The organism is Lysinibacillus sp. K60, from assembly GCF_019731275.1.
Lineage (GTDB): Bacteria > Bacillota > Bacilli > Bacillales_A > Planococcaceae > Lysinibacillus > Lysinibacillus capsici.
Genome location: NZ_JAASJR010000007.1, coordinates 204,947 through 229,565 on the forward strand (window position 1 = coordinate 204,947; position 24,619 = coordinate 229,565).

Here is a 24,619-nt window from a genome sequence, read left to right on the forward strand (position 1 = left end):
CTATTATAGATATTTTACAAACCAATCACGAATATATTCAAGTCGATTAATTCGCAATGTGGGCTTTCCACTTCTTGACAGTTCATGATTGGCCTCAGGGAAACGCACGAATTTTGTTTGTTTTTTACGATACTTTAAGGCGATAAACAATTGCTCTGCCTGCTCAATTGGACAACGATAGTCTTTTTCACCATGTAAAATCAATAATGGTGTCTCCACTTTGTCTACATACTTCAGCGGCGAATGATGCCATAGCTTCTCTATATCATCGAGTCCTGCTTGAATTTGCCAGTCTGTAAAGTAATAGCCGATATCACTGACACCAGCAAAGCTAATCCAGTTCGAAATGGAGCGCTGCGTCACAGCTGCTTTAAAGCGATTTGTATGGCCCACAATCCAGTTAGTCATAAAACCACCGTAGCTTCCACCAGTTACTCCTAGACGATCCTGATCAATAAAATCATAGTGCTCCAGAGCGTAGTCTACCGCTGCCATTAAGTCCGCATAATCATTACCACCATAATCGCCACGTACTGCATCAACAAATTTTTGGCCATAGCCATGACTACCACGCGGATTAGTGTAAAGCACTGTAAAACCTTGTGCAGCAAGGATTTGGAATTCATTAAAGTAGGTATTGCCATACATTGCATGTGGACCACCGTGGATTTCAAGAATGAGAGGATACTTCTTCCCTGCTTCATAGCCAACTGGCTTCATAATCCAGCCATTGACCTTCCAGCCTTCTGCACCTTCAAATTCTATACTCTCTGGAACAGCTAATGTTTTGGTCTTTAAAAATTCTTCATTAATGGACGTCAACTGTTCTGTGTCACCCGTTTTTAGGTTCACATAAAACAGATCGCCTGGATTGGTCGTTGTGCTAATAGCCACAATAGCCTGATCGTTTTGCGCATCAAGTGAGAAGCCATAAACATATTGATCATCATGGATAGCTGGGTAAATTTCGCCATCTACATTTCCGTAATAGATCGCCGCATTGCCGTGATCTGTGACTTGGAAGTAGAAGCTATGATTATCATTCATCCATTGCACACGTGGTGACGCTACACCTTGCAGGAAATCACCGATGACAAAATCACCGACAGGCGCATCAAATTCACTTGTTACACAGTTTAGTAGTTTTTGCTCCATGTCATAAATCCAAAGCTTCGCTTGTGTGGCATTTTCAAATTCACGTTCTCCTCCTACAAAAGAAAGATAGCGACTATTCGGAGACCAAGCCGTTTGGTAATATGCTCCCGAACCTTCTGTTAGCTTGTGACTCTGTTTCGTTTCAAACTCCAATAAATAGATATCCACATTGAATGAGAAATCTAAATCCTCCGCTTTATCTGCTAAATACGTAAGGTATTTGCCATCTGGCGACCAAGTACCCAGATGGAAGTACTCTTTGCCTTCTGTCACTTGTTCTAGCTCTCCTGATTCCACATTGACAATGGCAATATGGGTAAACTGCTCCATATCAATAAATCCACCAGCATCCGATTTGTGTTTCATTTTCTCGATTTCTAGTGGCTTTAGTTCTTTATCCTTTTTCTTCTCATCCTCCGCTTTATCTAGGATGGTTTCATCTTTCCCTAGCACGACTGAAAAAGCAATTTTCTTGCCACATGGTGACCAGACAGGGGATGTCGCTCCATTTTTACAATGTGTCACCTGTTTTCCCTCTCCACCTGCTTTCGAAAGAACATAAATTTGTGACTTACCTGTTCTCGTTGACAAAAATGCAATTTGACTGCCATCTGGTGACCAAACAGGGGAACTCGTTCTATCTTCACCAAATGTCCATTGCTGTGGTGTTTTGTCCTTCAAGTTTATGTAAAACAAATTCGATATATAGTCATTTTTCTTCTCGTCCATACGAGTCTCTACATAAACTACCTCTGTCCCATCTGGTGAAAGCTGTGGATCTGCTACTGATTTTAAGCGATAAAGATCTTCTGGTTGAATCCCTTGTTTCGATGTCATGTTCTTGCTCCTTTGTATTGTAATTTTTTGTGCCTTACTACAATACTTCGACACCCTAAGTAATATTCCTGCTATTTAATTGAATTTTTTACTAGTTCCCAATATTCTGCGGACTTTGTTCTGCGATAAAATTTGTAAAAGGGCTCATTTGGGCGAGCATGCTCCTTATATAGGTTGATCAGGTGCAGTAAAAAATCTTCAATTTGTGTGACGTCTACCCTCTTAGCGAATAACGTACCAGCCTGTGCCTTTGCTCCCATCGGTACTGCCCCTAAATAGACATCAAAGCTTTTTTGTTGGTAAACGAGTCCAATATCATCATAGACTGCATTGTAGCAAGCTGATGCACAGCCATTAATATTGACACGCACTCTTGCAGGTACCTTCATCCCCTCTATAGCATGATAGAGCTGTTCGGTTATCGGCGCAGCCTCCATTTTCTCCCCATCACAAAAATCGCAGGCCTTCATGGCTATGATTGAACCAGAGGGAGCAACATAAAGACCTGCTTCCTGTAAGGCTTGCACCGCTTCTGTGGCATCGCACGTTGGTATGGATACGAGTATACTATAGGAAGCAGAATATTTTATCGCCCCCTTTTCGCCAGCAATTTCGGCTATTTTTTGGAATTGTGCAGGCGTATAATGCTTATTAATAATGCCAGGGCTAACGGCTAGACGGGTAAACTCACCATGACGGTTTAGTGTTTCAAATGTTTGATCTGGTACATTTTTTTGAAATGCGTTCATTTTTATCGCTCCTTATAAAAAAGGAGCTAGCAAAACGCTAGCTCGAATGGATTAAAAGTTTTCAGGATAGAAGCCCTTGGCTAAAATTTCAATGGCCTCTGCTGCACGAACCCCTTCAGACGCTGCTGAAAGTGGCAGGATGACAAAGCGCTCATTTTTGACCGCTTCCATCTCCTTCAATGCTGGATCATTTTTTAAGAATTGGATCTTTTGGTCTGCCGTTGTTTCACCGTAATCAATCACGACAACTACCTCTGGGTTGCGGTCTACTGCATCTTCCTTCGACACAGTTGTCCATCCTGATTCCACATCACCAAAGATATTTTGACCACCCGCGATTGTCACCAGCTCATTCATAAAGTTTTGACCAGCTGTAAATACATCCTTTTCACCGCTATCAAACACAAGAACACGTAATTTTTCGCTATCTTTTGGTAATTTAGCTTGTACTGCCTCTACATCTTTCGTCATTTGCTCAATTAAAGCTTCGCCACGATCCTCAATACGGAAAATCTTCGCGATATGGCGAATATCAGTGAAAATATCCTCTAATGTTGGCTTTGTCATGTTGGAAGCCGTATGTAAATACGTATGGATGCCTAATTCTTCAAGCTCTTCTGGTGTGCCTACACCCTTTTCGCCAAAGCCACTTTTCCAGCCTGCATATAGGAAATCTGCCTCGGCATCAATGACTTGCTCCTTCGTTGGGTATTGATCGGAAAGCACAGGGACTTTGTCGTATGCCTCTTGCAGTGGCTCATAGATTTTATCATCTAAGTAAGCTGTCCCTACCATAGAATCCTCTAAGCCAAGTGCTAGCATAATTTCTGTCACATGCTGATTTAAGCTAATCGCTTTTGTTGGTGCTTCCGTATATGTTTGACTTGTGTCATTGTTTTCAATGGTTACTTCGGCTGCCGCCTCAGATGGCTCAACCTTTTCACCTTGTGCTGCTGATTCCGTTTTGTCTTTTGCATTACAAGCCCCTAAAACAGCGACCAAGGCAATGATCATCATTAGCCATATACTTTTCCATTTCTTCATGTCCTTTTCTCCTTTGTTGTTAAAATATAGAAAGAAATCAGAGATTTCTTTACTACCCAGGTGTTTGGAAGGGCATAAAAAAAACCCTCTTGTCGCCAAGAGAGTAGCATAGTGAAATAACGGTATATTACCTGTATCACTATCCCCATCCTCGTGGTTCTTAGTCAAAAAATACATACTGGCAGGTATCCTGGCTTAGGTTCATCATCTATACGCCTTCCCATAGTTTCACTACAGTGGCATGCTGTATAGACTCCCCATTTACAGTTGCGGGACAGCATCGGAATTGCACCGATTTCCCTTTTAAGCAAATGACAAATGCCATTTGCACCAATACGTTCTATAATGGTCAATACTATTGATAGACTAGCAGAAGAATATTTATCGCGCAATCAGTAGTATGACACTAAAAGTATAATCATCATTATATTAGCACTATTTCGACATAAAGACGAACTATTTTACAAGAAATATAGAAGCTAGTATTCTGTTACAATAAAAAGATAGCATTCTATAGAAACGAGGATTTCTTATGTACAAAACAATTGGTGTACTTGCGCACGTGGATGCAGGGAAAACGACCTTTTCTGAGCAAGTACTTTTTCATACAAATAGTATCCAAGCCCGTGGTCGAGTTGATCATCAGGATACCTTTCTTGATAATCACGAGCTGGAGCGCAGACGAGGCATTACGATATTTGCCGAGCAGGGGCGTATGCGCATTGGCGATGATACATACACATTGATTGATACGCCAGGGCATGTCGATTTCTCCCCTGAGATGGAGCGTGCCATTCGTGTGATGGATTATGCCATTATGATCATTAGCTCTGTCGAAGGGATACAAGGCCATACAGAAACAGTATGGCAACTTTTACGTCAATACCATGTCCCTACCTTCTTCTTTATCAACAAAATAGATCGTGAAGGTGCCAATGTGGAGGCTGTCATCAGGCAGCTTCGCAAAGATTGCTCACAGCATGTATTGTTCATCGATGAGCCACTGCGAGCAGACTATGTGTCAAATAGCATCATGGAATGGCTAGCGGAGCGCGACGAAAAATTGCTTGATGCCTTTCTGAATGAGTCATTGGAGCATGAACAGTGTCTTGCTCAGTTACAGGGAATGATTAAAAATGAATGTGCCTTCCCTTGCTTTGCTGGCTCTGCCTTAAAGGATGAGGGCATTCAGGAATTTCTTGACCAGCTCCCGCTGTTAACGAGTACCGATTTTGACAAGGTTGCCCCGTTTGAGGGAGAGGTTTTTAAAATTCGTCATGATGGTCACCAGCGTTTAACCTTTATGAAGGCGGTCAAGGGTTCATTGCATGTGCGTGATGAATTTTCATTTAGCGAAGTAACAGAAAAAGTAACTGAAATTCGCCTTTATAACGGCAGTCGCTATGAGACCGTTCAACAGGTAGAGGCGGGAGAAATTTTCGCTGTCAAAGGGCTGAGCCAGGCAAACATTGGGGATCGAATCGGTACAACGATGCTATCCCAGCCCTATGAGCTTGTCCCAACCTTACAGGCAAAGGTTCAATATGAGGGCGATCAGCATATCAAGGAAGTGCTCCAGTTTTTCCGTTTACTCGAAGCAGAAGAGCCGTCCTTGCGTGTGGTCTGGCTGGAAAAATTTCAGGAAATCCATGTGCATATTATGGGTGTCATTCAATTAGAGGTCCTGACAGAGGTATTCATGACGCGTTTTTCAATAGCTGTCTCCTTTGGTGAGCCGCAAATTTTATATATGGAAACCATTGCGACCCCCGTAACAGGCTATGGTCATTTCGAGCCCCTCAAGCATTATGCCGAAGTTCATTTATTAATGGAGCCAAATCCACGTGGAACAGGTAATACCTTCAGCAATGCCTGTCATGCAGATCATTTATCTTTAGGCAATCAGCGCCTTGTTGAAAAGCATCTGTTTGAGCGTGACCATCATGGGCTACTGACAGGCTTCCCTGTAACAGATATTCATTTTACACTTCTAACAGGTCGCGGGCATAATGAACATACATCGGGGGGAGATTTCCGCGAAGCCAGTTTCCGTGCACTGCGTCAGGGGCTGGAGCAGGCACAAAATGTCCTACTTGAACCCTATTATCGCTTTAAAATGAAGGCTTCAAACGACTTTATCGGCCGTATGATGAATGATATTCAGCAAGCAGCAGGCACATTCGATGACCCGATTTTATCCGAAACGGATGTTATCCTAACAGGTCGTGCGCCTGTTGCCACTTTAATGAGCTACAGTACAACCTTTGCCGCCTATACAAATGGGAAAGGTGCACTCACTCTCCAATTTGATGGCTATGATGTGTGCCATAATACAGAGGATGTGATTGCACAGATTGGCTACGATAAAAATGCAGACCCTGAGTATAGTTCCTCTAGTATCTTTTGTGCAAAGGGCAAAGGGTATACGGTTCCATGGCAAGAAGCACAGGCAGCCATGCATTGCCTGTAGGATGGGGTGATTTTGTTCGCGTGAAGGCATTACTTGCTTTCGCGGGTATTCGTCGCACTAGCGCGGGTATTTTTCCTGCTTTCGCGGATATTCATAGCGCAAGATCAAAACAAGCCCTCCAAAAAATGGAGGGCTTGGTTTTATAGTGCACCGACAGCCTTCTTTGTTGGTTTGTCTATCAAATAAGCGGGTTCAACTATCACGTAGTCATGCTTGTTTGTAAAATCAATTAGTACCTTACCTGGCTGACTTTTTAAAAGTTGTAGATGATCAATTAATTGCAGTAAAAGCTCGTGACCGTTGCCACGTGGATGCCAGTTGAAATGATAATCATTTAACGCTTGCACTGCTTCAATAAACTGGGCATATTCCTGCTGTACAAATGCGATGAGTTTGTCATGGTGAGGCGCTAAATCGTGTAAATACGTTTCGTAAAAGCGCATAACAATCGAGCATAATAAGTCATTGACACGAGCGGCACTTAAAACAGGCTTTGGCGCCAATGAGAGACGGTCAAGGTTGGGCTTTGCGCGTGTAGAATCAATGCGCGTAATTAAGTGATACGCTTCTCCATTGACCTCATAGACAATCGGATTGGTCGGCATGTACATCATAAAGCTATTCGTCTTTGTTTTCAGTTCATCTGCTATGGCTGCTTTCGCTAAAAGATGACCGTCCACATCCCCATTTTGTATCCAAATAATTTCTTTATTATATAAGATTTGCTCAAAGAAGCGATCATTGCGAATCAGCTTCGTTGCTAATAATTGATCGATTAGAGATTCGACCACCATTCTTGTTTTCGCTTTCTTGGCAACTTCTGTGCGTGGTTGCTTACAAATGTTCAGATCTTCAAAAGGCGTTTCCAACGTTGTCGTTACATGAAAATTTGTCATACGTGCATCCCCTTTGCGTACATATTTTCAAAACAAAAAGGACTCCCTACTTTAGAGGAAATCCTTCATTTTATCTTCTTTCATCACACAATGGCAAACAAACCCTAAGTATGTGTGAACGAGTTCGATTGTGAACCCTTTCATTTACTATGGGCGTTTGACGTACTGTGACGAACAGAGTATTCTGTTTTGTCAACATGCCACCTCCTATTCCTCGTAGGTTTATGGTGTGTACTCGTAACTAGGCAGGTATCCTGACTCATGGTCATCGCCACTTTTCCCCTTCCCATCATTTGACAGTGGTTGCTGAAAAGTCGCTCACATTTACAGTTGCGGGACAGTGTCGGATTCGCACCGACTTCCCTTTTAAGCAAATTGCACGCAATTTACACCTATTACTACACGCTATTCAGTTGTCATAGGAATTTAGTGTACGCCACATTCCTATTAGATTACTAAAATCAATTGTAAAGTAGTATTTTTCTAAAGTCAAATATCATAATATTTTCCAAACTACTAATCATCCTTGCTTTTCGTGCCTGATTGTTTTCTGAAAATTATGGGAGGATATAAAAACGGTGAACTCCGTATTTTTAATCTTTCAATGACTCTATAATAAAAGATAGTGCGCACTACTAATAGTGAAAGGATGAAAGATATGAAAGCAAGTCAACATTTAGTGACGAGTAATTTAGAGGAAAAAATGAAACTATTTACTCAAGCTGTTTCTGGACAAATTATAGAGGAAGCTCATTTTGTCATAGCCAACACGAACATTCCAACTGATACATTTAATTTGCTAGTAGTGAAATCGCCTATGATTCATAAGGAAAATCATCTTAAACAAAGGATTAATCATTTCATTGTTAATAAACTTCCTTTCAGCACGTGGGTGGATGCCAACTATCTAAGCGATGATTGGCTACAGCTGATAAAAGACTGCAATTTACAGGAAGCTGAACGAAATATGATGATGAAGCTTGACCATACACTTCGCACAGGTCCACGAATTTCCAATCATCTTACCATCACAGAAGTAAGCAACAAGGAAGAGCTTCTACAATATAAGGAAGTTTTTCTAAGTTTATTTGGAGAAACAGCAGAAAGAGATGCATTAGAAACTTATTTTCATAAATTCTCACAGGAAAAGTTAGCATCAAATGCTCGAATGTTTATTGGCTGTTTAAAGGAAATACCTATCGCTACGGGATTATTAATAGACAGTAAACATAGCTATGGGATTTATGATGTGATGACAAAAGATGCGTATGGGGGCAAGGGGTATGGCAGTGAGATGTTTCAATTCCTACTCAGTCAAACAATTGATAAGCAAAAGCCCGTAGTCTTACAGGCATCAGAGGATGGAAAGAATATATACAAACGCTTCGGGTTTAAAGAAGTCGGAGAAATGATTGTCTTTGAATAAGACTTCGGCAAGGCGTTCTTATTTACGCTTATCAGTATTTTCGAGCCTACCGTAATCATGAAGCCGACTTAAAATCCCTTACGCCGTCCTTTTCTGGCACGACAAAAAAGCCTCGCATATTTGCGGGCTTTTGGTTGTGCACATGTACTATTAGCACCTTCATTACGTCCCCAACACATACTGTGCTAAGACGCTTTGCACCTTATAAATATTTGTCGCCTTATTGAAGTTTTTTTGAATCGGTAATGAACTGCCAGACACCCATATTTTGAGCTCTGCATCTAAATCAAATGTTCCAGCTGTTTCTACTGAAAAATGCACGATATTTTTATAGGGAATAGAATGATACTCCGTTTTCTTGCCAGTCACTCCTTGCTTATCGATGAGGATCAATCGTTTATTGGTAAAAATAAACGTGTCTCTAATAATTTTATAGGCGTTCTTGACTGTCTCATTTGGAATTAATAAATCATGGACCTCCTCCTGTAGTTTTTCTAAATTCACCTCACTTGCATTGCCGATCAATCCATCAAATAAGCCCACTATCTGTCCCCTTTCGCTCTCGTTTATTTAATGTATTACAAAGAAGTGAGAGCTACGACAGGAAATGGTGGTATTATTTTGCCTATTGAGGGGGTGAGTGGTTGCGAATAATGATAGTTGCTTTAGTGTCTCTACTAGCCGTTGTTTTACTAGGATGTAATGAAAAACCAGATGATGATTTAGCTAAGGTCAGCATTTCTAATCGTGCTGAATTTGGCAAGATAAACCGTGATTTTAGTAAAAAATATCAGGATGAAGAATTACTTACACTATTCCAACAAGCCATTGCAACAGCTGTCAAAAACGAGGGTACCGTCAATATGGCTTCACCAGAACATAATGTACAAATAGTGGACAAGGCAGGAAACAAATATGGCTAGCATCATTGGTTAGGTGATAAAGGTCAAAACAGTAGTTTGATGCATGTCGAGGATACGCATACGATCTACACACTATCTGAGGAGTTCACTGGGAAACTAATTGCGCTGGTTCGACCATAAAAACACTTTCCATGTATTCTAGGAAAGTGTTTTTATGGTCCATCATTTCTACTTTGTGGCTTTTCGTAGTATTGATGAAGATGCTTATTTTAGGCTTAAAAAACCTAGAAAAATACTTTTCATTGCCTAAACCTGAAACTGGTTAGTTAACTTTTGTAAGTTATCCGCTTGGACACTTAAATCCTGTGTGACATGATTAACTGCTTGCATTGAGGCTGTTTGCTCGTCCATTGAATGTAACACAGCTTCTGTATAATTCGATAGCTTGCCCATGCCAGCTGCTATGGTTGTCACAGTGGATGCTACTTCATTGGCGCTACTTGAAAGCTGCTCAGCTGTCGTCGAAATATCCTCAAGCTGACTTGTCATCTGACTAACATGCTGTGAAATCGTGCCAAATGATTTTGTCGCTTCGTCAATGACATAAACTCCTTGTTGAACATTTTTCAAATCATCTTCTACTGATGAGGCTACTTGTTTTGTATCACTTTCTATTCCTACAACTAAATCTACAATTTGCGTAGCAGAGTGCTTGGATTGTTCTGCTAATTGACGCACTTCCTCAGCTACAACGGCGAAGCCTTTACCATGCTCTCCAGCACGCGCTGCTTCTATGGCCGCATTTAATGCTAGTAGATTTGTTTGATCTGTAATGGCCGTAATCATATCTGTCATTGATTTAATATCTGACATTTTAAGGGATAATTGCTGCATCAATCCACTTGTTTTTTCTGTTGAAGAGGAAATAAATTGCATTTGCTCTTTTGCCACATGTAAAATATTTGCACCATTTCCTGCTATCTCGCTAGCATCTTTCGCATGCACAAACACATCTTGTGTGGCTACTGTAATTCGCTCAATTCCATCAACGGTTTCTTGCATAGATTTAGCACTATCATTAGCCGATTGTGCTGCTTGCTTCAAGCCCTCAGAAGTCTTATCCATTTGTTGATCTACTTCTTCCACAGCAAGCGTAATTTCATTCGTACTCGCAGATAATTCCTCGATGCTTGCTGATAAATCTGTAGAGCTGTGCGCAATTTTTTGTGTCATTGTTCGTAACTGTTCCTGCATCTCTAAAAAGGATTTTGCTAGTTGAGAAATTTCACTATTGTCACGAACCTCAATGACAACTGTATCTAATTGGCCTGCCGTAATTGCTTGTGCAGCCTCTGTAATTTGTTTGATAGGCTGTATCACTTTGTAGTGGACATACACTGTGTAAGATAGTGTAATAGCGATTCCTACAATTGTTAACACGGTAGAAAACCAATCTAATGTTGTTACATTGGCTAAATCGATAAATAAAATAACGATCATTAAAACATTTAAAGCGGAAAAGCCAAGTAAACTCTTTTTTCGTAAACTCATTCCAAATTCCCCCAACTAAAATATGTATTCCATACCATTATTATAGTTGAATAATCCTAAAACACATAAGGATACGCTCTATTTTTATATGAGGAAAGGTCTACAAAAAAAAAGACTATAGACAGCTTTTTAGGGCATGTCTACAGTCCATCATTGCTCGTTTTATTTTAATTTCATGATACTTGAACCCGCAATACCTGGGTGTGTCATTTCATATGGATCTAAAATTAAGTCTAATTGTTCTTTTGTTAGGACGCCTTCTTCAATACAAAGCTCACGAATTGAACGACCTGTTAGAATGGCTTCACGTGCTAGACGAGCAGCTACTTCATAACCGATGTGAGGGTTTACTGCTGTTAGCACCCCTACGCTTTTTTCTACATATTCTTTCATGCGCTCTTCATTTGCCTCAATATCTTTTAAGCAGTTTTCTGTAAACGCACGGAAAACATTATTCATAATGCTAATGGATTGGATTAGGTTGAACACTAATACAGGCTCCATTACGTTTAATTCTAATTGGCCAGCTTCCGATGCAAGAGAAATCGTATGGTCATTCCCAATTACTTGGAAGGCTACTTGGTTCAGCACCTCAGGCATAACTGGGTTGACCTTACCTGGCATAATTGAAGAACCTGGTTGACGAGCTGGTAACAGGATTTCTCCTAAGCCTGCGCGAGGACCAGAAGCCATTAAACGCAAGTCATTAGCAATTTTAGACATATTAATCATACAGATTTTTAAAGCGCCTGATACTTCTGTATAGGCATCTGTATTTTGTGTGGCATCCACTAAATGCGTTGCACCCTTTAATGGTAAACCAGAAATTTCAGCAAGATGCTCATCAACAGATTTAATGTAGTCTGGGAAGGCATTTAAGCCTGTTCCGACAGCCGTTGCACCCATGTTCACATCATATAAATTTGGACGTGTTTGACGAATGCGTACGATGTCACGATTGATCACGCGGCAATAAGCTTCAAACTCTTGTCCTAAGCGGATTGGCACGGCATCCTGTAAATGCGTACGACCCATTTTAATGACATGAGCAAATTGCTCTGCTTTTTGATGGAAAACGGATTGCATATAATCCATTGTTACTAATAATTCATCTATTAAATTTAACACAGCGATATGAATAGCTGTTGGGAAAGCATCATTTGTTGATTGTGACATATTGACATGACTGTTTGGGCTTACTGTGTGATAGTCACCTTTTTCTTTCCCTAAAATTTCTAGGGCACGGTTAGCGATGACTTCATTGGCATTCATATTAATGGAAGTACCTGCTCCACCTTGAATTGGGTCTACGATAAATTCAGCATCCCATTTGCCATCAATCACTTCTTGTGCTGCTTCGACAATTGCCTCACCAATTTCTTTTGATAATAGGTGTACTTCCATATTACTTAATGCAGCTGCCTTCTTCACAATCCCCATTGCTTTAATAAGTGAAGAGTGAATTGTGTAGCCTGTAATCGGGAAGTTTTCCGTAGCACGTAGTGTTTGAATTCCGTAATACGCCTCTGCTGGTAATACGCGCTCACCTAAAAAATCTTTTTCTATTCGTTGTGTTGACATTATTGTCGTCTCCTTTTATGTAATACTCACACTTGATAGTAGCTAATAAAAGTCGTATTGTAAACAGTCATTTTTCTGTAAACGAAAAAAATCCTTCAAAAAAGCAAAAAAATCACAAAAAACCGAGCGCATTTTATCTTGATTCAGCAAATGTTTTGTGCAATGAAAGCCAATGTAAGGTCCTTATGATTTGCTCATAGTATTTGCTCAAAATTCCACTGAAATAGAAGAACACCGTCAAAAGCGCCACGTCCTGTGGCATTGACGGTGTGACCAACTTCGTGTTGCCCCAAAGCCTCCGGCGAATGTCACAGATTTTGCAGAGGAGCTTTTCGAGCAAGCTCGAAAAAATCTGGATGCAATTACGCCGAGGCGAAATTGATAGAAACGCTCAGTTGCATATTATTTATTCGACGTTACTGTGAAACGGCTATTAACGTGCTGTGGGTTTTCTAATTCATCGACGACAGCCACTGCGTAATCGGCATAGCTGACATAGCTTTCCCCCGCATCATTTACTAGTAAGTGGTCGACTCCTGCTGTATAGCGCCCTGTACGTGGTCCTTCTGGATCGAAAAATGCAGATGGACTAATAAATGTCCAAGTAATGGATGATTGTTGTAAATCCAAGAGGTTTTGTCCTTGATTTTGTGCCGTTGCTAAATACATGGCTGGGAAATCTGGTGTATCCATCACACGCACTTTTTTCTCTTGGTCCACAAATAGACTACCCGCTCCGCCTACAACCACTAATTTTGTAGGAATACCTTGGAAAATCGAGATCAAATGACGACCAGCTTTGACATGTAAATCTTCTTGTCCAGCTGGAGCACCGAATGCATTGACAACGACATCGAAGCCTTTTACATCATCTTGCGTCACATCAAACACATCTTTTTCAATTACTGGAATAGTAGCTGTCACTTTTGCTGCTGAACGAACGATGGCTGTGACCTCATGACCACGTTGTATCGCTTCCTCTATTATTTTTTGTCCTGCTTTCCCTGTTGCACCAATTACGGCCATTTTCATGATTTGTTCCTCCTAAGGTTTAGTTGTAACTATTTTAGTTACAGGTTAGATACAAGAAGACCATCTTCGTCTAAGTACGAAGCTGATCTAGCACACCCTGTAGCGTCTGTGCTTGTAATTGCTCTTTTATTGCCAGCCAAACAGATGTATAGACACCCTCCAATGTATGCTGGATTTTTTGACCTACTGCACACGCTGGATTTGGCTCATCATGAATGGCAAATAGCTGTTCTGGCCCATCAATTGCCTGATAAATAGCTAACAGTGTTAAATCCTTTGGCTCTACTAATAGCTCATAGCCAGCCATGCCAGAATGAGAAGAAAGTAAGCCTGCTTTTTTTAGCACACCAATCATTCTTCTTACGACTACTGGATTGGTATTCACACTTCCAGCTATAAAATCGGACGAAAGGAGACTTTTATCAGATGTTGTAGCAATGAGCGAAAGAATATGGATCGCCACCGAAAATCGACTGTTCACCATATGTATCACCACCTGTTGTAACTATTATAGTTACAGGTGCAGAAAAAAGTCAAGCACTGTCACCTGTATATATTGTTTCCCGATATGCTGTTGCTAATGTATCGCTTATATTTTTTTTACGTAAATGACTAATTCCTGTCGTATTTGACCGTTGTCCTCATAAAAATCTAAATTATGAAATTCATATTTAAAGTGACCTACAGGAAATGTCACACTTTCTCCTTGTGCTGCTGCCAAAATGCCTGCTACATCTTGTGACACCATATGTAGCAGCTCTTCCCCAGAATAAGAATCGATAAAAATAACATTCATAAAAAACACCTCCATAGTCATTATAGCTTAGGGGGCGCTTACATTTATAGTGTATCTTTATAACCTTTCAAGCGAATCTCTTCAATGATTTGCATCATTTCTTGAATTTGCTGCTGCGACAATTCGATCTTGTTACAAGAATATGCATGTTGCACAGAACCCATGCTTTGTTCTGGCTCTCTTTGCTGTCGATCATATTCATCTACTAGAAGTACCATTGTATTTTTCACAACTATCACCCCTACAATATAATGAACTATTCCTATTATACCAAATAATGCTAATTATACCATAATAACTATAATGATTTTTTTCATCCAGTCATCCAACTACTTACCTATTTAACAAAAAGTTAGACCTAGCTATTCGTTTGAAAAAACAGCAACCAAAATGGCTGCTGTTAGCATTATACGGCAATCGGTGCTTTAATCGCAGGATGTGGATCATATCCTTCAATCGATAAATCCTCAAGCTCTATATCAAAGATGGATGCTTTATTGGGATTGATGTGCAATGTTGGTAGGTTTCTTGGCTCACGTGATAGCTGTTCTTTCACTTGCTCCACATGATTCGCATAAATATGCGCATCTCCAATGCTATGAATAAATTCGCCAACCTCTAGGCCACACTCATGTGCGATCAAATGTGTTAATAAGGCGTAAGACGCAATATTGAATGGACAGCCTAATAATGTATCAAGGCTTCTTTGCATTAACTGGCAGCTTAATTTACCATCTGCTACATAAAATTGGAACATCACATGGCACGGTGGTAATGCAGCTTTACTGCCCTTTGCGCCCGCATTAATGACATCTTCAGGATTCCATGCATTGACAATAATACGGCGTGAATCAGGTTGATGCTTAATTTGATGAATAACATCCTGTAGCTGATCAAGGCTATCGCCATCAGAGGTTGTCCAATGGCGCCATTGTTTGCCATAGACATTTCCGAGATCTCCATATTGCTGTGCAAAGTCATCATCTGTTAAGACACGTTCACAAAATGAGGCAAGCTCCTTTTGATACATTGCGTTAAATGACTCGTCTACTAAACAGCGTCGACCAAAATTTGTCATATCAGGGCCTGTATACTCATCAGATTCCACCCATTTTTTAAATGCCCATTCATCCCAGATGTGGTTGTTGTGCTGCAATAGGTAACGGATATTGGTATCCCCTTTAATGAACCATAATAATTCACTTGCTACAAGCTTAAAGGGCACACGCTTTGTCGTTAGAAGAGGAAAACCTTTGCTTAAATCAAAACGCATTTGATACCCAAAGACACTATATGTACCTGTCCCCGTTCGATCCTCTTTCTTTGTGCCATTTTCTAATATATGTTGTAGTAAATTTAAGTACGCGAATTCTGGATGCGTCATTTTTCTTCAACAGCTCCTTCAAGTTTGCTGTTGACCATTATACCATTTCACAACGAATTATTGTTGAGCTCCCTTGAAATTTCACTCTCTGTTGTGACGAAAAAAGTGGGCAGCAAGATGATATTTAATAAAACAGGTCCAACGATCACTAATAAATCAATGCCAGGACTAAAGTATAATCCAAATGCTGTAATTAGACCCGATAAAACAAGGAACACGATTTGTGCGACAATAATCAAGATCGGCACCAATTGATACAGGTAATTGAGTTTACGGAACTGATGCATATTGTCTGGATTTTCAATGATTTTCCTTTTTAACCGTCTGGATAAAATAAGACAAGCAAGCAGTTGGATAGCCATAAAGCAAAAATAAATGACACTGTATACAAGCAACTGACTTTTTTGAATGGTGCCATCAAAATGGCCAACTCTTTGGTTTAATAACTCTTGGACTGCTCCCTCATAGACATATTCACGTTCACTTAAAAAAGTAAAGGGCTCCATAAAGCCAAGCGCTGTCCAATCCTTTGTATTGACAGTCCACTTGGATAATTTACTTGCTAAAATACGCAATTGAATAGGATCTTGCTCGCCAAACATCCCTACTAGATGACGATAGGGTATGGCTACTTTTAGCTGACCATCCTGTTTTTCTTGAAATAAATCCTGAATATAAAAGGTATAGGCAACATCGGATTTATTGGCCTCATAACGAGTCTCTCCAATTTTCCAATGATTAGCTAAGGAAGCTTGAATGCCGTTTTTCATTTCTGTATAGGGCATATCCTTATGTAAGTGCTTCGGAATCTTATAGACAAAATGATGATCACTGCCTATGAGACCAATTTCTACCTCGACTTTATCCTGATTCACCGTTTTGGCCTTCGTGGTCAATGGAATGGTGATCATAGCGATGAGAAAAAAAAGTAAAAGTGTTAAAATGCCTTTTTTCACGCAGAAGTCCCCCTATTCGTCACTAATGATTAAATTTACCCTATCATAGCCATGTCCGAAAACACTATTTCGTTATTCCGAAAAAACAATAGTGGTTTTCCGAAACTCGTTATTTCGGTATTCCAAATTTATCAATAATTAGCGATAATATATAGGAGATTATGATCATAAGTAAATTCGAGGTTTTACAATGAAAAAATGGACATATTGTATTTTTCTTACATACCTAATACTCGGTATTTATGTGTTAGGTATTACTATCAAAACACCCTTTGTTAGTCTCACTCTCGATACAACAAACGGTCAGCCTGTTTTTGTGGATAGCTATTACCCTCTATGGGCAGAGCAAAAAAATATTGAAAAAGGGGATATTATTGTGGCTATCGATGGGCAGCCAGCCATGGAGAATCGCTACGTTCAACAGCAAATGATCGTTAGAAGCGCCAATGCAATAACGATCCAAAAGGCTGATAAGAGTATTCAAACCATTACTGTCAAACATCGGGACATACCAGAAGAATTATATCTGCAAATTTTGTTCCCCATCTTTTATTTTTTCCTAGCTTTTGGAGTCGCACTTTATGTTTGGCGACGCAATCAAAATAATCTTTCAACGTTTTTATTGATCCTATTTTTATTAACTTGTTCGACTGCCTATATCAGTACTGGCGCATCAGCTAGAGGAAATATGATTGGGATGTTTGTCATTAGTAGCTGTATTATTTTATGCATGGTTCTCTTTATTCACTTTTTACAACACTTTTTCAAATACCTGCAAATCAAGTGGACCTATCCTCACAGCAAATGGCTGTACTTTTTAATACTTATCATTTTACTGGAGGAAGTGGTGCCAACATTACGTGAGATAATACCTATCTTGAACTTGAGCTTATTTGCTGTCCTAGTGCTCTATGCAATTTTTATTTTAGTAACGAGTTTCTTACGTACAAAATTGGCCAAAATTCGTTTAATTGCGCTTGCCTTTATCGTGCCGTTTTTACCCTTTTTATTATTCTTCGTTACACCTGAAATATTAGGACATAAGCCGATATTACACGCTGAAATCGCCGCATTGTTTTTATTATTTATTCCGTTCTCTTTTCTGTTCATTCAGGTGAACGAACGATTATTCGATTTTGAATACCAATTATCACGATTACGCTATTATTCAACGCTAGCCTTTTTCAGTGCGCTTCTGTTGACAGCAGGGATTGCCCTGTTATTTATGGGGGAGCTATCCATCGTGCATGTCACAAGTATTTTTTTACTTGTCTTTATGGTGATCATTGCGAGCTTTTATATAAAAGAACGCATTGATTTTAAGTATCGGAAAATTATCTTCTCTTCTACTGGAAATTATGTACATAATTTATATGCAGCCGTTCAGCGCATGGGCAAAGCAAAAAACCAACAAGAATTATTGGATCGTTTTAAATATGAAATTACCGAGAAGCTTGGAACAACAGCGTTTCATATCTGTACAATAACAGACGATTCTCCACAGCAAGTAAGCTACTATCCGCAATTATTGTTACATGATGCTGGTGAGGAAAAGATTATGTTAGAAATACGCCATGCTCTGCAAAAGGAAGAGCTACTTTGGTTAGAATTGCTTGCACTGTATGTGTCGATGTTTATCAATAACTTACAGCAAATTGAGGATTTAGTGCGTGAAATTCAGCATATGAAAAATACCAGTGATACACCGCTTCCTTGGCTCGATAAATTGCTATGGAATATTATTGAGAAGGAAAAGAGTATTTTAGCACAGGAATTACATGACACCATTTTGCAGGAGCAGCTTCATTTAGCCAGAGAGCTTGATGTCCTAGCTGGCTCCCCTACTATTCAAAAGGAGACCGTGCTAGCTATACGCGAGCAGCTATTAAATGCAACGAAGGACTTACGAGAATATTGCGAGAACTTAAGTCCCCCACTATTGGATACCTTTGGTTTACAAATGGCATTAAAAAAACTCATTCAAAAGGTAAAAATAAGGGCTGATTTTTTATTAAGCGCACAAATTGATCGTGTAGAATTTCAGGATGTCACCCTGCATCTCGTAGTCTATCGTCTCGTTCAAGAGCTGTTAAATAATGCAATCAAGCATGCCGAAGCAACAGAGGTTTCGCTTCAATTACAAGTGATTCCTCAAGGCTTTATCCTTCGATACGATGATAATGGTATAGGCTGCGACATTGACGATTTAATACAGTCCTCTGCATCAATGGGCATTAATGGCATTCGTGAACGTGTCCGTGCTTTTAATGGTGACATTACGATTCAATCGAGCCTTAACGAGGGCATGCATATTTATATACAAATACAAGAGGACGGGGATTCATATGATGAACATACTTATTATAGATGACCATCCTGTCGTTTTAGATGGTACGAAAACATTGTTGCAAGATTTAGCCAATGTTCAAATCGAAACAGAACAGGATAGCGCAGCCGTTTTATCAAGAATGGATACAGATACCTTTCAGTTGTTTCTCATTGATATCAATATGAAGCCAATCAACGGTATTCAATTATCAGAGATGATTAAGAAAAAACAAGCTGATGCTTTGATTATACTTTACACAGGCTACGAACTTTCCGATTATTATGAGCTATTGATTGAGAAAAAAATTGACGGTCTATTATCAAAGCTGGCGACAAAGGAGCAAGTGATTCAAACCATTCAAGCAGCCATAAGGGGTGAGATTTTACTTGCAGCCGATTTCTTAGACTTTGTTCAGCAACGCACGAACCTGCCGAATGTGCAGCAGGAGGTTCTACTGAGCGATAAGGAACAGGAAATACTACAGCTCGTTGCCCAAGGCTGTACAAATAAAGCCATCGCCTCTGCAATAGGTGTCACCCAGCGTACGGTGGAGAACTATTTATCCAAGCTATTCGTCAAGCTGAATGTAGAGTCGCGGGCAGAGGCTGTCATCGTTGCTAAGGAAAAAGCATGGATTAAATAATGAGGAAATAGCGTTTCTTTACTATTAGATTACAAATGTAAATTTTTCCTTACTAAAAACGGAATTTACTGGATATACAAACAATTCTGTACTATAATAAGGGTAATAATTACATTACTTCATTGCGATGATTAAAAACACGTATTCAAAAGTAATACGAGCTTTTGAATATGTTTTTTATATGTGATAGAAGCAATTGATTGTTGAATTTTTTTGGGAGGGTGTTTACATGACACAAGGTACAGTAAAATGGTTTAACGCAGAAAAAGGTTTTGGCTTCATCGCAGTTGAAGGTGGCAATGATGTATTCGTACATTTCTCTGCTATCCAATCTGATGGCTTCAAAACTTTAGAAGAGGGCCAAAAAGTTGAATTCGGCGTAGAAGAAGGCAGCCGCGGACCTCAAGCAACGAATGTAGTGAAACTATAATCTTCACTTAACATAGACGTGCATATAAAAAGAGACATTCTTAAATGGATGTCTCTTTTTCCTTTTCAGGATTTATAAATCCGAGTTACTCCCTCGTTATACCTTTACGATGATCCTATCAACTTGCGCAGGTAGCCCCTCCGTATGATCCATTCCATCCTGACTAATATAAATGAATTTGATAATACTTTTTTGGGCGTCCACGCGTGGTGGACGTGTTGCTTGGTAATTCGTGTGCTAAATTTTTTTCATGGAGCTGCTTTAAAATGCGGTTTGCAGAGCGTACAGTAATGCCGAGATGTGTGCTGAGCAGTTCCCCACTGACGATCGTTGTCGTTAGTTTTTCCAGCATCGCTTCTATTTTTTGTAATTGTAATAAGGGAATATCATATGTCGTACTTAAATTTTTTAAATGCTGTTGTTTTTCATCGTCAAACTGTAGCATCGTTCCATATAGTAAAGGCCCGATTTCTCGTGAATTTTCAATAATGTGTCCCTGTGTTTCCTTTGAAGAGCAGAGGGTTGCGGCTTTTTTAGCAAACTCCTGACTTTCAATTAGAGAGTCACCAATTCCCCACCCTATTCTGACAGGAAACGATAGCTTCTCATTTAAAAAATCAACTAAATGACAATGTGAATAACGATTCGTTGTACTTAAAAATTGCTTATACGTCGTGATAATTGCAATAAAGGATGCCTCACGATGGACGATAAATGAGCTAGCATACAGTTGTTTGAAATCTAATATCGTTTTATATAGGGCAATTTGCCGATATTCTAGGTCTTCTATATTCGATTTATCAATCGGAATTAAAATATGCACTACCACTACTTTATTTTGGTTAAGCTGTCGAATTTGCAGTTGATTGAGAAAATGATCTAATGTTAATTGCATGGCATATGGAGACGGATAAAAAGCAATAAATGGTATATTTTGATCTGCTAAGCGCTCACGTATTTCTGCAATGCGGGTAAAGCTCAAATCAACCTTGTTTTCCTTATGCAATTGTATGTGCCATTCAGCAGCTTTATCGACAATATCGTTACTTGCGTACTCGCTCATCGTTTGGCTAAAAAGATAAGGTTTTTTTCCAATCGACCATTCATGAATGCCCAAATAGCCGTTTTCTTCATAGCAAAAGTCGATGGCAATGCGATTCATAGCAATCTTTTTTTCATAAAAAAGCTCCGTAACGGTACGGTAAAAATCACGCTCTGAAATATCAAAATAATGCATGGGTACCGTTGCTTCTTGAAAATGCTTTTGTGCATAGAAATATGGAATTTGCCCGCTAAAAAGTGCTCCATCTCCCCCTTCCAAATACTTTTCTAAAAGCTCCTTCAAATGTTCAAAATCAGTATAAGCATAGTAATGAAATTCACAAAAAGAGGGTTTAATTTTTTCAAGCTGCTGAACCCATGAAAGTGAGCGTTTAGCGGTAAAAACATTAATTTTATACATACATATAGCTCCTTAATAAAAAATAAATATTGAAAATAGTCAGAAAATATGGTTTCTTTGTATAAAGGACATAGATTTTCAGTGTCTTAAAATAAAGACATTGGATTTTTAAAGGTTAAGTCTAATAAAGTATAAAAGGAGATGAAATTTATGCAAGGGAATTCACAAACAATTAAGAAAAAATCTTGGATTGATAACATGTTAGATAAAATCGAGCGTGCAGGTAATAAGCTACCAGACCCGATCACGTTATTTATTATTCTAGCAGGTGTAGTACTAGTTTTATCATGGGTTTTATCCATGCTCGGTATTTCAGCAGTTCAACCTGGGACCGAAGATGTCATTCAAGTAAAAAATCTGCTAAGTCAAGAAGGGCTTATCTTAATATTAACGCAGATGGTTTCAACATTTACAGGCTTCGCTCCATTAGGGCTAGTAATCGTGACAATGATTGGTATTGGTTTAGCTGAGCAAACAGGTTTAATTTCAGCTGTCATGAAGAAAATTGTGATGTCAGCACCTACAAAATTAATTGTACCTTTTATCATTTTTACAGGTTTAGTTGGTAACTTAGCTGCTGACGCGGCATTTATCATTTTACCACCAATTGCTGCCATGATTTTTATGAGTATTGGTCGAAATCCATTAGCAGGCTTAATTATTACATATGCGGCTGTAGCGGGGGGCTTCAGTGCGAACATATTAATTAGCTCTCTAGATGTATTATTATTGGGGATTACAGAATCAGCAGCACAAATAGCAGATCCAGCGTACGCTGGTCGCGCAACGATGAACTACTATTTCTTAATTGCTTCGACGTTTTTATTAGTCATTATTGGTACGTGGGTTGCAAAGAAGTTTACAGAGCCTCGCTTTGGTTCGTTCCATGGTGAAATTGAAAAGCTAGAGCCATTGACAGCTTTAGAAAAGAGAGGTTTAAAATGGGCTGGAATCGTAACGCTAGTTTATATTTTAGTCATTGCTTTTACAGTCATACCATCGAACGGTCTTTTACGTGATCCTGCAACAGGTGGCTTTTTAAACTCACCTTTCATGGCAGGCATTGTCCCTATCATGTTATTCTTCTTCCTATTACCAGGCCTTGCCTATGGGATTGCAGCGAAGGAGGTTAAAAACGATAAGGAAGTTGCAGAGAAAATCTTTAAATCCATTGCAGATATGGCACCATTTATAGTATTAGCATTTGCCGCTTCACAAATGATTGCCTTTTTCAATTGGAGCAATATTGGTTCTATTTTAGCCATTAAAGGTGCAGAGCTTTTACAGGCATTAAATTTTACAGGTTTACCAATGATGATAGGTTTTGTTTTAATTTGTGCCTTTGTCAACTTATTAATCGCCAGTGCTTCTGCAAAATGGGCTTTACTTGCACCAATTTTCGTACCAATGTTCTTATACTTAGGCTATTCCCCAGCGGTTACACAAATGGCCTATCGTGTAGGTGATTCGATTACAAATCCAATTACCCCTATGTTACCGTATTTCGCGATTTTACTATCATTTGCAAAGCGCTATGATAAAAATATCGGAATTGGTACGCTTATATCTTCTTTATTGCCGTTCTCCGTGTTTTTCGCAATCGGTTGGATTATCCTCTTCGCCATTTGGTTCCTATTCGGTTTACCGCTTGGTCCTGGAGATTATATTTACTTAAAATAAGGAGTGTTAGTGAATGACAACTTTACAACAACAGTTAGCAGATTTATTAAAACATTATGAAGAAGAGACAATACAGCTTCGTCGTCATTTTCATGAAAATCCTGAGCTTTCCTTTGAGGAAGTAGAAACACCAAAAACCATTGCTGCCTTTCATCGCGCGTTAGGTCATGAGGTTCGTGAAGGTGTAGGTGGCAATGGAGTTGTGGCAAAGCTAATTGGTGGGAAACCAGGGAAAACAGTTGCGTTGCGTGCAGACTTTGATGCTTTAGCCATTACGGAAGAAACTGGCTTACCTTTCCAATCAAAAATTAAAGGGCGTATGCATGCTTGTGGCCATGATGGACACACAGCCTCACTATTAATCTTAGCGAAGGCGTTTAACCAAATGAAGAATGATTTAGAAGGAACAATCGTCTTTATTCATCAACATGCTGAGGAGCTTGCGCCAGGTGGAGCTATTTCGATGATTAGAGATGGCTGCTTAGAAGGTGTAGATGTTATTTTTGGGACACATTTATGGGCACCAACTGATCTTGGTAAAGTGCAAACAGCTAAAGGACCATTAATGGCTGCAGCAGATGGTATCTATATAACGATAAAAGGCAAGGGTGGCCACGGTTCAAACCCAAGTGACACCAAGGATTCCATTGTCCTTGCAGCTCAGTTTATTACAAATTTACAGCAGCTTGTGGCACGTCGCATCAACCCATTACGTCCAGCAGTAGTATCAATTGGGCATATTGAGGCATTAAATCCTTTCAACGTCATTGCTGATCAAGTGTACATGAAGGGTACGGTACGCACTTTTCACGAGGAGGAGCGTAGTTTGTTAGAGCATGAAATCGAAGAGCTTCTAAAGGCAACTTGTTATTTAACAAAAGCCGATTACGAGTATGAGTATGTGCGAGGCTATCCGCCTGTTGTAAACCATGAAGAAGAGACTGAGCATATAATGGCGTCCGCAGAGAAAATTGCAGATGTTGAGACGGTTGAAATAGTTGATCCGAATATGGGCGGTGAGGACTTTGCCTATTTCTTAGAGGAAATCCCCGGTGCGTTTTTCTTCACAGGGGCAAAAAATCCTGATTGGGAGGAAGTCTATCCACACCATCACCCGAAATTTGATATCGACGAGCGCTCATTACGAATTGCCGCCAACGTTTTAGGTCAAGCAACGCTAGACTATTTCTCAAAAAATAATTAATAAAAAGCATTACGAAGTGCTCAATGCATTTCGTAATGCTTTTTTCGGTTGAATATTTTAATAAGAAGAAAAGGATGGCCAAAGCTAAGAGGTTCTCTCACTCGTTGGAGCGATTCACTCATCAGTTTGAG

At 39.6% G+C, this 24,619-nt stretch carries 22 protein-coding genes and 2 riboswitches; of the genes, 8 read left to right on the top strand and 14 right to left on the bottom strand.

The features are described from left to right. Window positions 1-3: 3 nt before the first annotated feature. From HCH28_RS16540 to HCH28_RS16550, 3 genes are all read right to left on the bottom strand, one after another. Window positions 4-1,992, bottom strand: coding sequence for a S9 family peptidase (locus HCH28_RS16540; RefSeq protein WP_221682285.1), 1,989 nt, complete (start codon window positions 1,990-1,992; stop codon window positions 4-6). A 71-nt stretch (window positions 1,993-2,063) separates the two neighbouring features. Then, window positions 2,064-2,741: a precorrin-3B methylase gene (locus tag HCH28_RS16545; RefSeq protein WP_221682286.1), complete on the bottom strand. Its 678-nt coding sequence runs from the start codon at window positions 2,739-2,741 to the stop codon at window positions 2,064-2,066. A 51-nt stretch (window positions 2,742-2,792) separates the two neighbouring features. Beyond that, window positions 2,793-3,785: an ABC transporter substrate-binding protein gene (locus tag HCH28_RS16550; protein ID WP_221682287.1), complete on the bottom strand. Its 993-nt coding sequence runs from the start codon at window positions 3,783-3,785 to the stop codon at window positions 2,793-2,795. 163 nt (window positions 3,786-3,948) lie between these two features. Beyond that, window positions 3,949-4,135: riboswitch (cobalamin riboswitch) on the bottom strand. Between the two features lie 182 nt (window positions 4,136-4,317). On the opposite strand from HCH28_RS16550, the gene HCH28_RS16555 reads away from it, so the two are divergent. After that, window positions 4,318-6,255: an elongation factor G gene (locus HCH28_RS16555; RefSeq protein WP_221682288.1), complete on the top strand. Its 1,938-nt coding sequence runs from the start codon at window positions 4,318-4,320 to the stop codon at window positions 6,253-6,255. Window positions 6,256-6,395: 140 nt separating this feature from the next. Here the strand turns inward: HCH28_RS16555 and HCH28_RS16560 are convergent, their stop codons facing one another. Further along, window positions 6,396-7,151, bottom strand: coding sequence for a hypothetical protein (locus tag HCH28_RS16560; RefSeq protein ID WP_221682289.1), 756 nt, complete (start codon window positions 7,149-7,151; stop codon window positions 6,396-6,398). 227 nt (window positions 7,152-7,378) lie between these two features. Continuing rightward, a riboswitch (cobalamin riboswitch) is annotated at window positions 7,379-7,562 on the bottom strand. A 247-nt stretch (window positions 7,563-7,809) separates the two neighbouring features. Between HCH28_RS16560 and HCH28_RS16565 the strand changes: the two genes are divergently transcribed. Then, window positions 7,810-8,577, top strand: a complete 768-nt coding sequence (locus HCH28_RS16565) for a GNAT family N-acetyltransferase (RefSeq protein WP_221682290.1) — start codon at window positions 7,810-7,812, stop codon at window positions 8,575-8,577. 162 nt (window positions 8,578-8,739) lie between these two features. Here HCH28_RS16565 and HCH28_RS16570 read toward each other — a convergent pair whose 3' ends face one another. Further along, complete coding sequence (locus tag HCH28_RS16570) at window positions 8,740-9,120, bottom strand: PH domain-containing protein (RefSeq protein ID WP_221682291.1); 381 nt, start codon at window positions 9,118-9,120, stop codon at window positions 8,740-8,742. Window positions 9,121-9,221: 101 nt separating this feature from the next. Here HCH28_RS16570 and HCH28_RS16575 point away from each other — a divergent pair, with 101 nt between their 5' ends. After that, complete coding sequence (locus HCH28_RS16575) at window positions 9,222-9,500, top strand: hypothetical protein (RefSeq protein WP_255601633.1); 279 nt, start codon at window positions 9,222-9,224, stop codon at window positions 9,498-9,500. A 246-nt stretch (window positions 9,501-9,746) separates the two neighbouring features. Here the strand turns inward: HCH28_RS16575 and HCH28_RS16580 are convergent, their stop codons facing one another. The 8 genes from HCH28_RS16580 to HCH28_RS16615 all read right to left on the bottom strand — a co-directional run bounded on the left by HCH28_RS16580 (window position 9,747) and on the right by HCH28_RS16615 (window position 16,740). Beyond that, on the bottom strand, window positions 9,747-10,991 hold the full coding sequence (locus HCH28_RS16580; RefSeq protein WP_221682292.1) for a methyl-accepting chemotaxis protein: 1,245 nt from the start codon (window positions 10,989-10,991) through the stop codon (window positions 9,747-9,749). Window positions 10,992-11,153: 162 nt separating this feature from the next. Next, complete coding sequence (gene aspA / locus HCH28_RS16585; RefSeq protein WP_004230240.1) at window positions 11,154-12,572, bottom strand: aspartate ammonia-lyase; 1,419 nt, start codon at window positions 12,570-12,572, stop codon at window positions 11,154-11,156. 402 nt (window positions 12,573-12,974) lie between these two features. After that, window positions 12,975-13,604, bottom strand: coding sequence for an NAD(P)-dependent oxidoreductase (locus HCH28_RS16590; RefSeq protein ID WP_221682293.1), 630 nt, complete (start codon window positions 13,602-13,604; stop codon window positions 12,975-12,977). Between the two features lie 70 nt (window positions 13,605-13,674). Further along, window positions 13,675-14,088 carry an Rrf2 family transcriptional regulator gene (locus tag HCH28_RS16595; protein ID WP_221682294.1) on the bottom strand — a complete coding sequence of 138 codons (414 nt, stop codon included), beginning with the start codon at window positions 14,086-14,088 and terminating at the stop codon, window positions 13,675-13,677. A 105-nt stretch (window positions 14,089-14,193) separates the two neighbouring features. Beyond that, entirely contained in the window at window positions 14,194-14,400 is a 207-nt protein-coding gene (locus HCH28_RS16600; protein WP_036080672.1) for a hypothetical protein, read from the bottom strand. 44 nt (window positions 14,401-14,444) lie between these two features. After that, on the bottom strand, window positions 14,445-14,630 hold the full coding sequence (locus HCH28_RS16605; protein ID WP_221682295.1) for a hypothetical protein: 186 nt from the start codon (window positions 14,628-14,630) through the stop codon (window positions 14,445-14,447). A 176-nt stretch (window positions 14,631-14,806) separates the two neighbouring features. After that, window positions 14,807-15,784, bottom strand: a complete 978-nt coding sequence (locus tag HCH28_RS16610; protein WP_221682296.1) for a thymidylate synthase — start codon at window positions 15,782-15,784, stop codon at window positions 14,807-14,809. 47 nt (window positions 15,785-15,831) lie between these two features. Then, window positions 15,832-16,740, bottom strand: coding sequence for a hypothetical protein (locus HCH28_RS16615; RefSeq protein WP_221682297.1), 909 nt, complete (start codon window positions 16,738-16,740; stop codon window positions 15,832-15,834). Between the two features lie 190 nt (window positions 16,741-16,930). Between HCH28_RS16615 and HCH28_RS16620 the strand changes: the two genes are divergently transcribed. The 3 genes from HCH28_RS16620 to HCH28_RS16630 all read left to right on the top strand — a co-directional run bounded on the left by HCH28_RS16620 (window position 16,931) and on the right by HCH28_RS16630 (window position 20,142). Then, window positions 16,931-19,111 carry an ATP-binding protein gene (locus HCH28_RS16620; protein ID WP_221682298.1) on the top strand — a complete coding sequence of 727 codons (2,181 nt, stop codon included), beginning with the start codon at window positions 16,931-16,933 and terminating at the stop codon, window positions 19,109-19,111. Further along, window positions 19,086-19,712 carry a response regulator transcription factor gene (locus tag HCH28_RS16625; RefSeq protein ID WP_221682299.1) on the top strand — a complete coding sequence of 209 codons (627 nt, stop codon included), beginning with the start codon at window positions 19,086-19,088 and terminating at the stop codon, window positions 19,710-19,712. The genes HCH28_RS16620 and HCH28_RS16625 overlap by 26 nt, the downstream gene beginning before the upstream one ends. A 229-nt stretch (window positions 19,713-19,941) precedes the next feature. Beyond that, window positions 19,942-20,142, top strand: a complete 201-nt coding sequence (locus HCH28_RS16630; RefSeq protein ID WP_004230248.1) for a cold-shock protein — start codon at window positions 19,942-19,944, stop codon at window positions 20,140-20,142. A gap of 163 nt (window positions 20,143-20,305) precedes the next feature. On the opposite strand, the gene HCH28_RS16635 is transcribed toward HCH28_RS16630, so the two are convergent. After that, window positions 20,306-21,604 carry a hypothetical protein gene (locus HCH28_RS16635; protein WP_221682300.1) on the bottom strand — a complete coding sequence of 433 codons (1,299 nt, stop codon included), beginning with the start codon at window positions 21,602-21,604 and terminating at the stop codon, window positions 20,306-20,308. Between the two features lie 150 nt (window positions 21,605-21,754). Here HCH28_RS16635 and HCH28_RS16640 point away from each other — a divergent pair, with 150 nt between their 5' ends. Both HCH28_RS16640 and HCH28_RS16645 read left to right on the top strand, forming a co-directional pair. After that, the gene (locus HCH28_RS16640) at window positions 21,755-23,284 is read left to right on the top strand and encodes an AbgT family transporter (protein WP_221682301.1); all 1,530 of its coding nucleotides are present in this window, start codon (window positions 21,755-21,757) and stop codon (window positions 23,282-23,284) included. Window positions 23,285-23,297: 13 nt separating this feature from the next. Beyond that, complete coding sequence (locus tag HCH28_RS16645) at window positions 23,298-24,488, top strand: amidohydrolase (protein WP_221682302.1); 1,191 nt, start codon at window positions 23,298-23,300, stop codon at window positions 24,486-24,488. Window positions 24,489-24,619 lie beyond the last annotated feature (131 nt).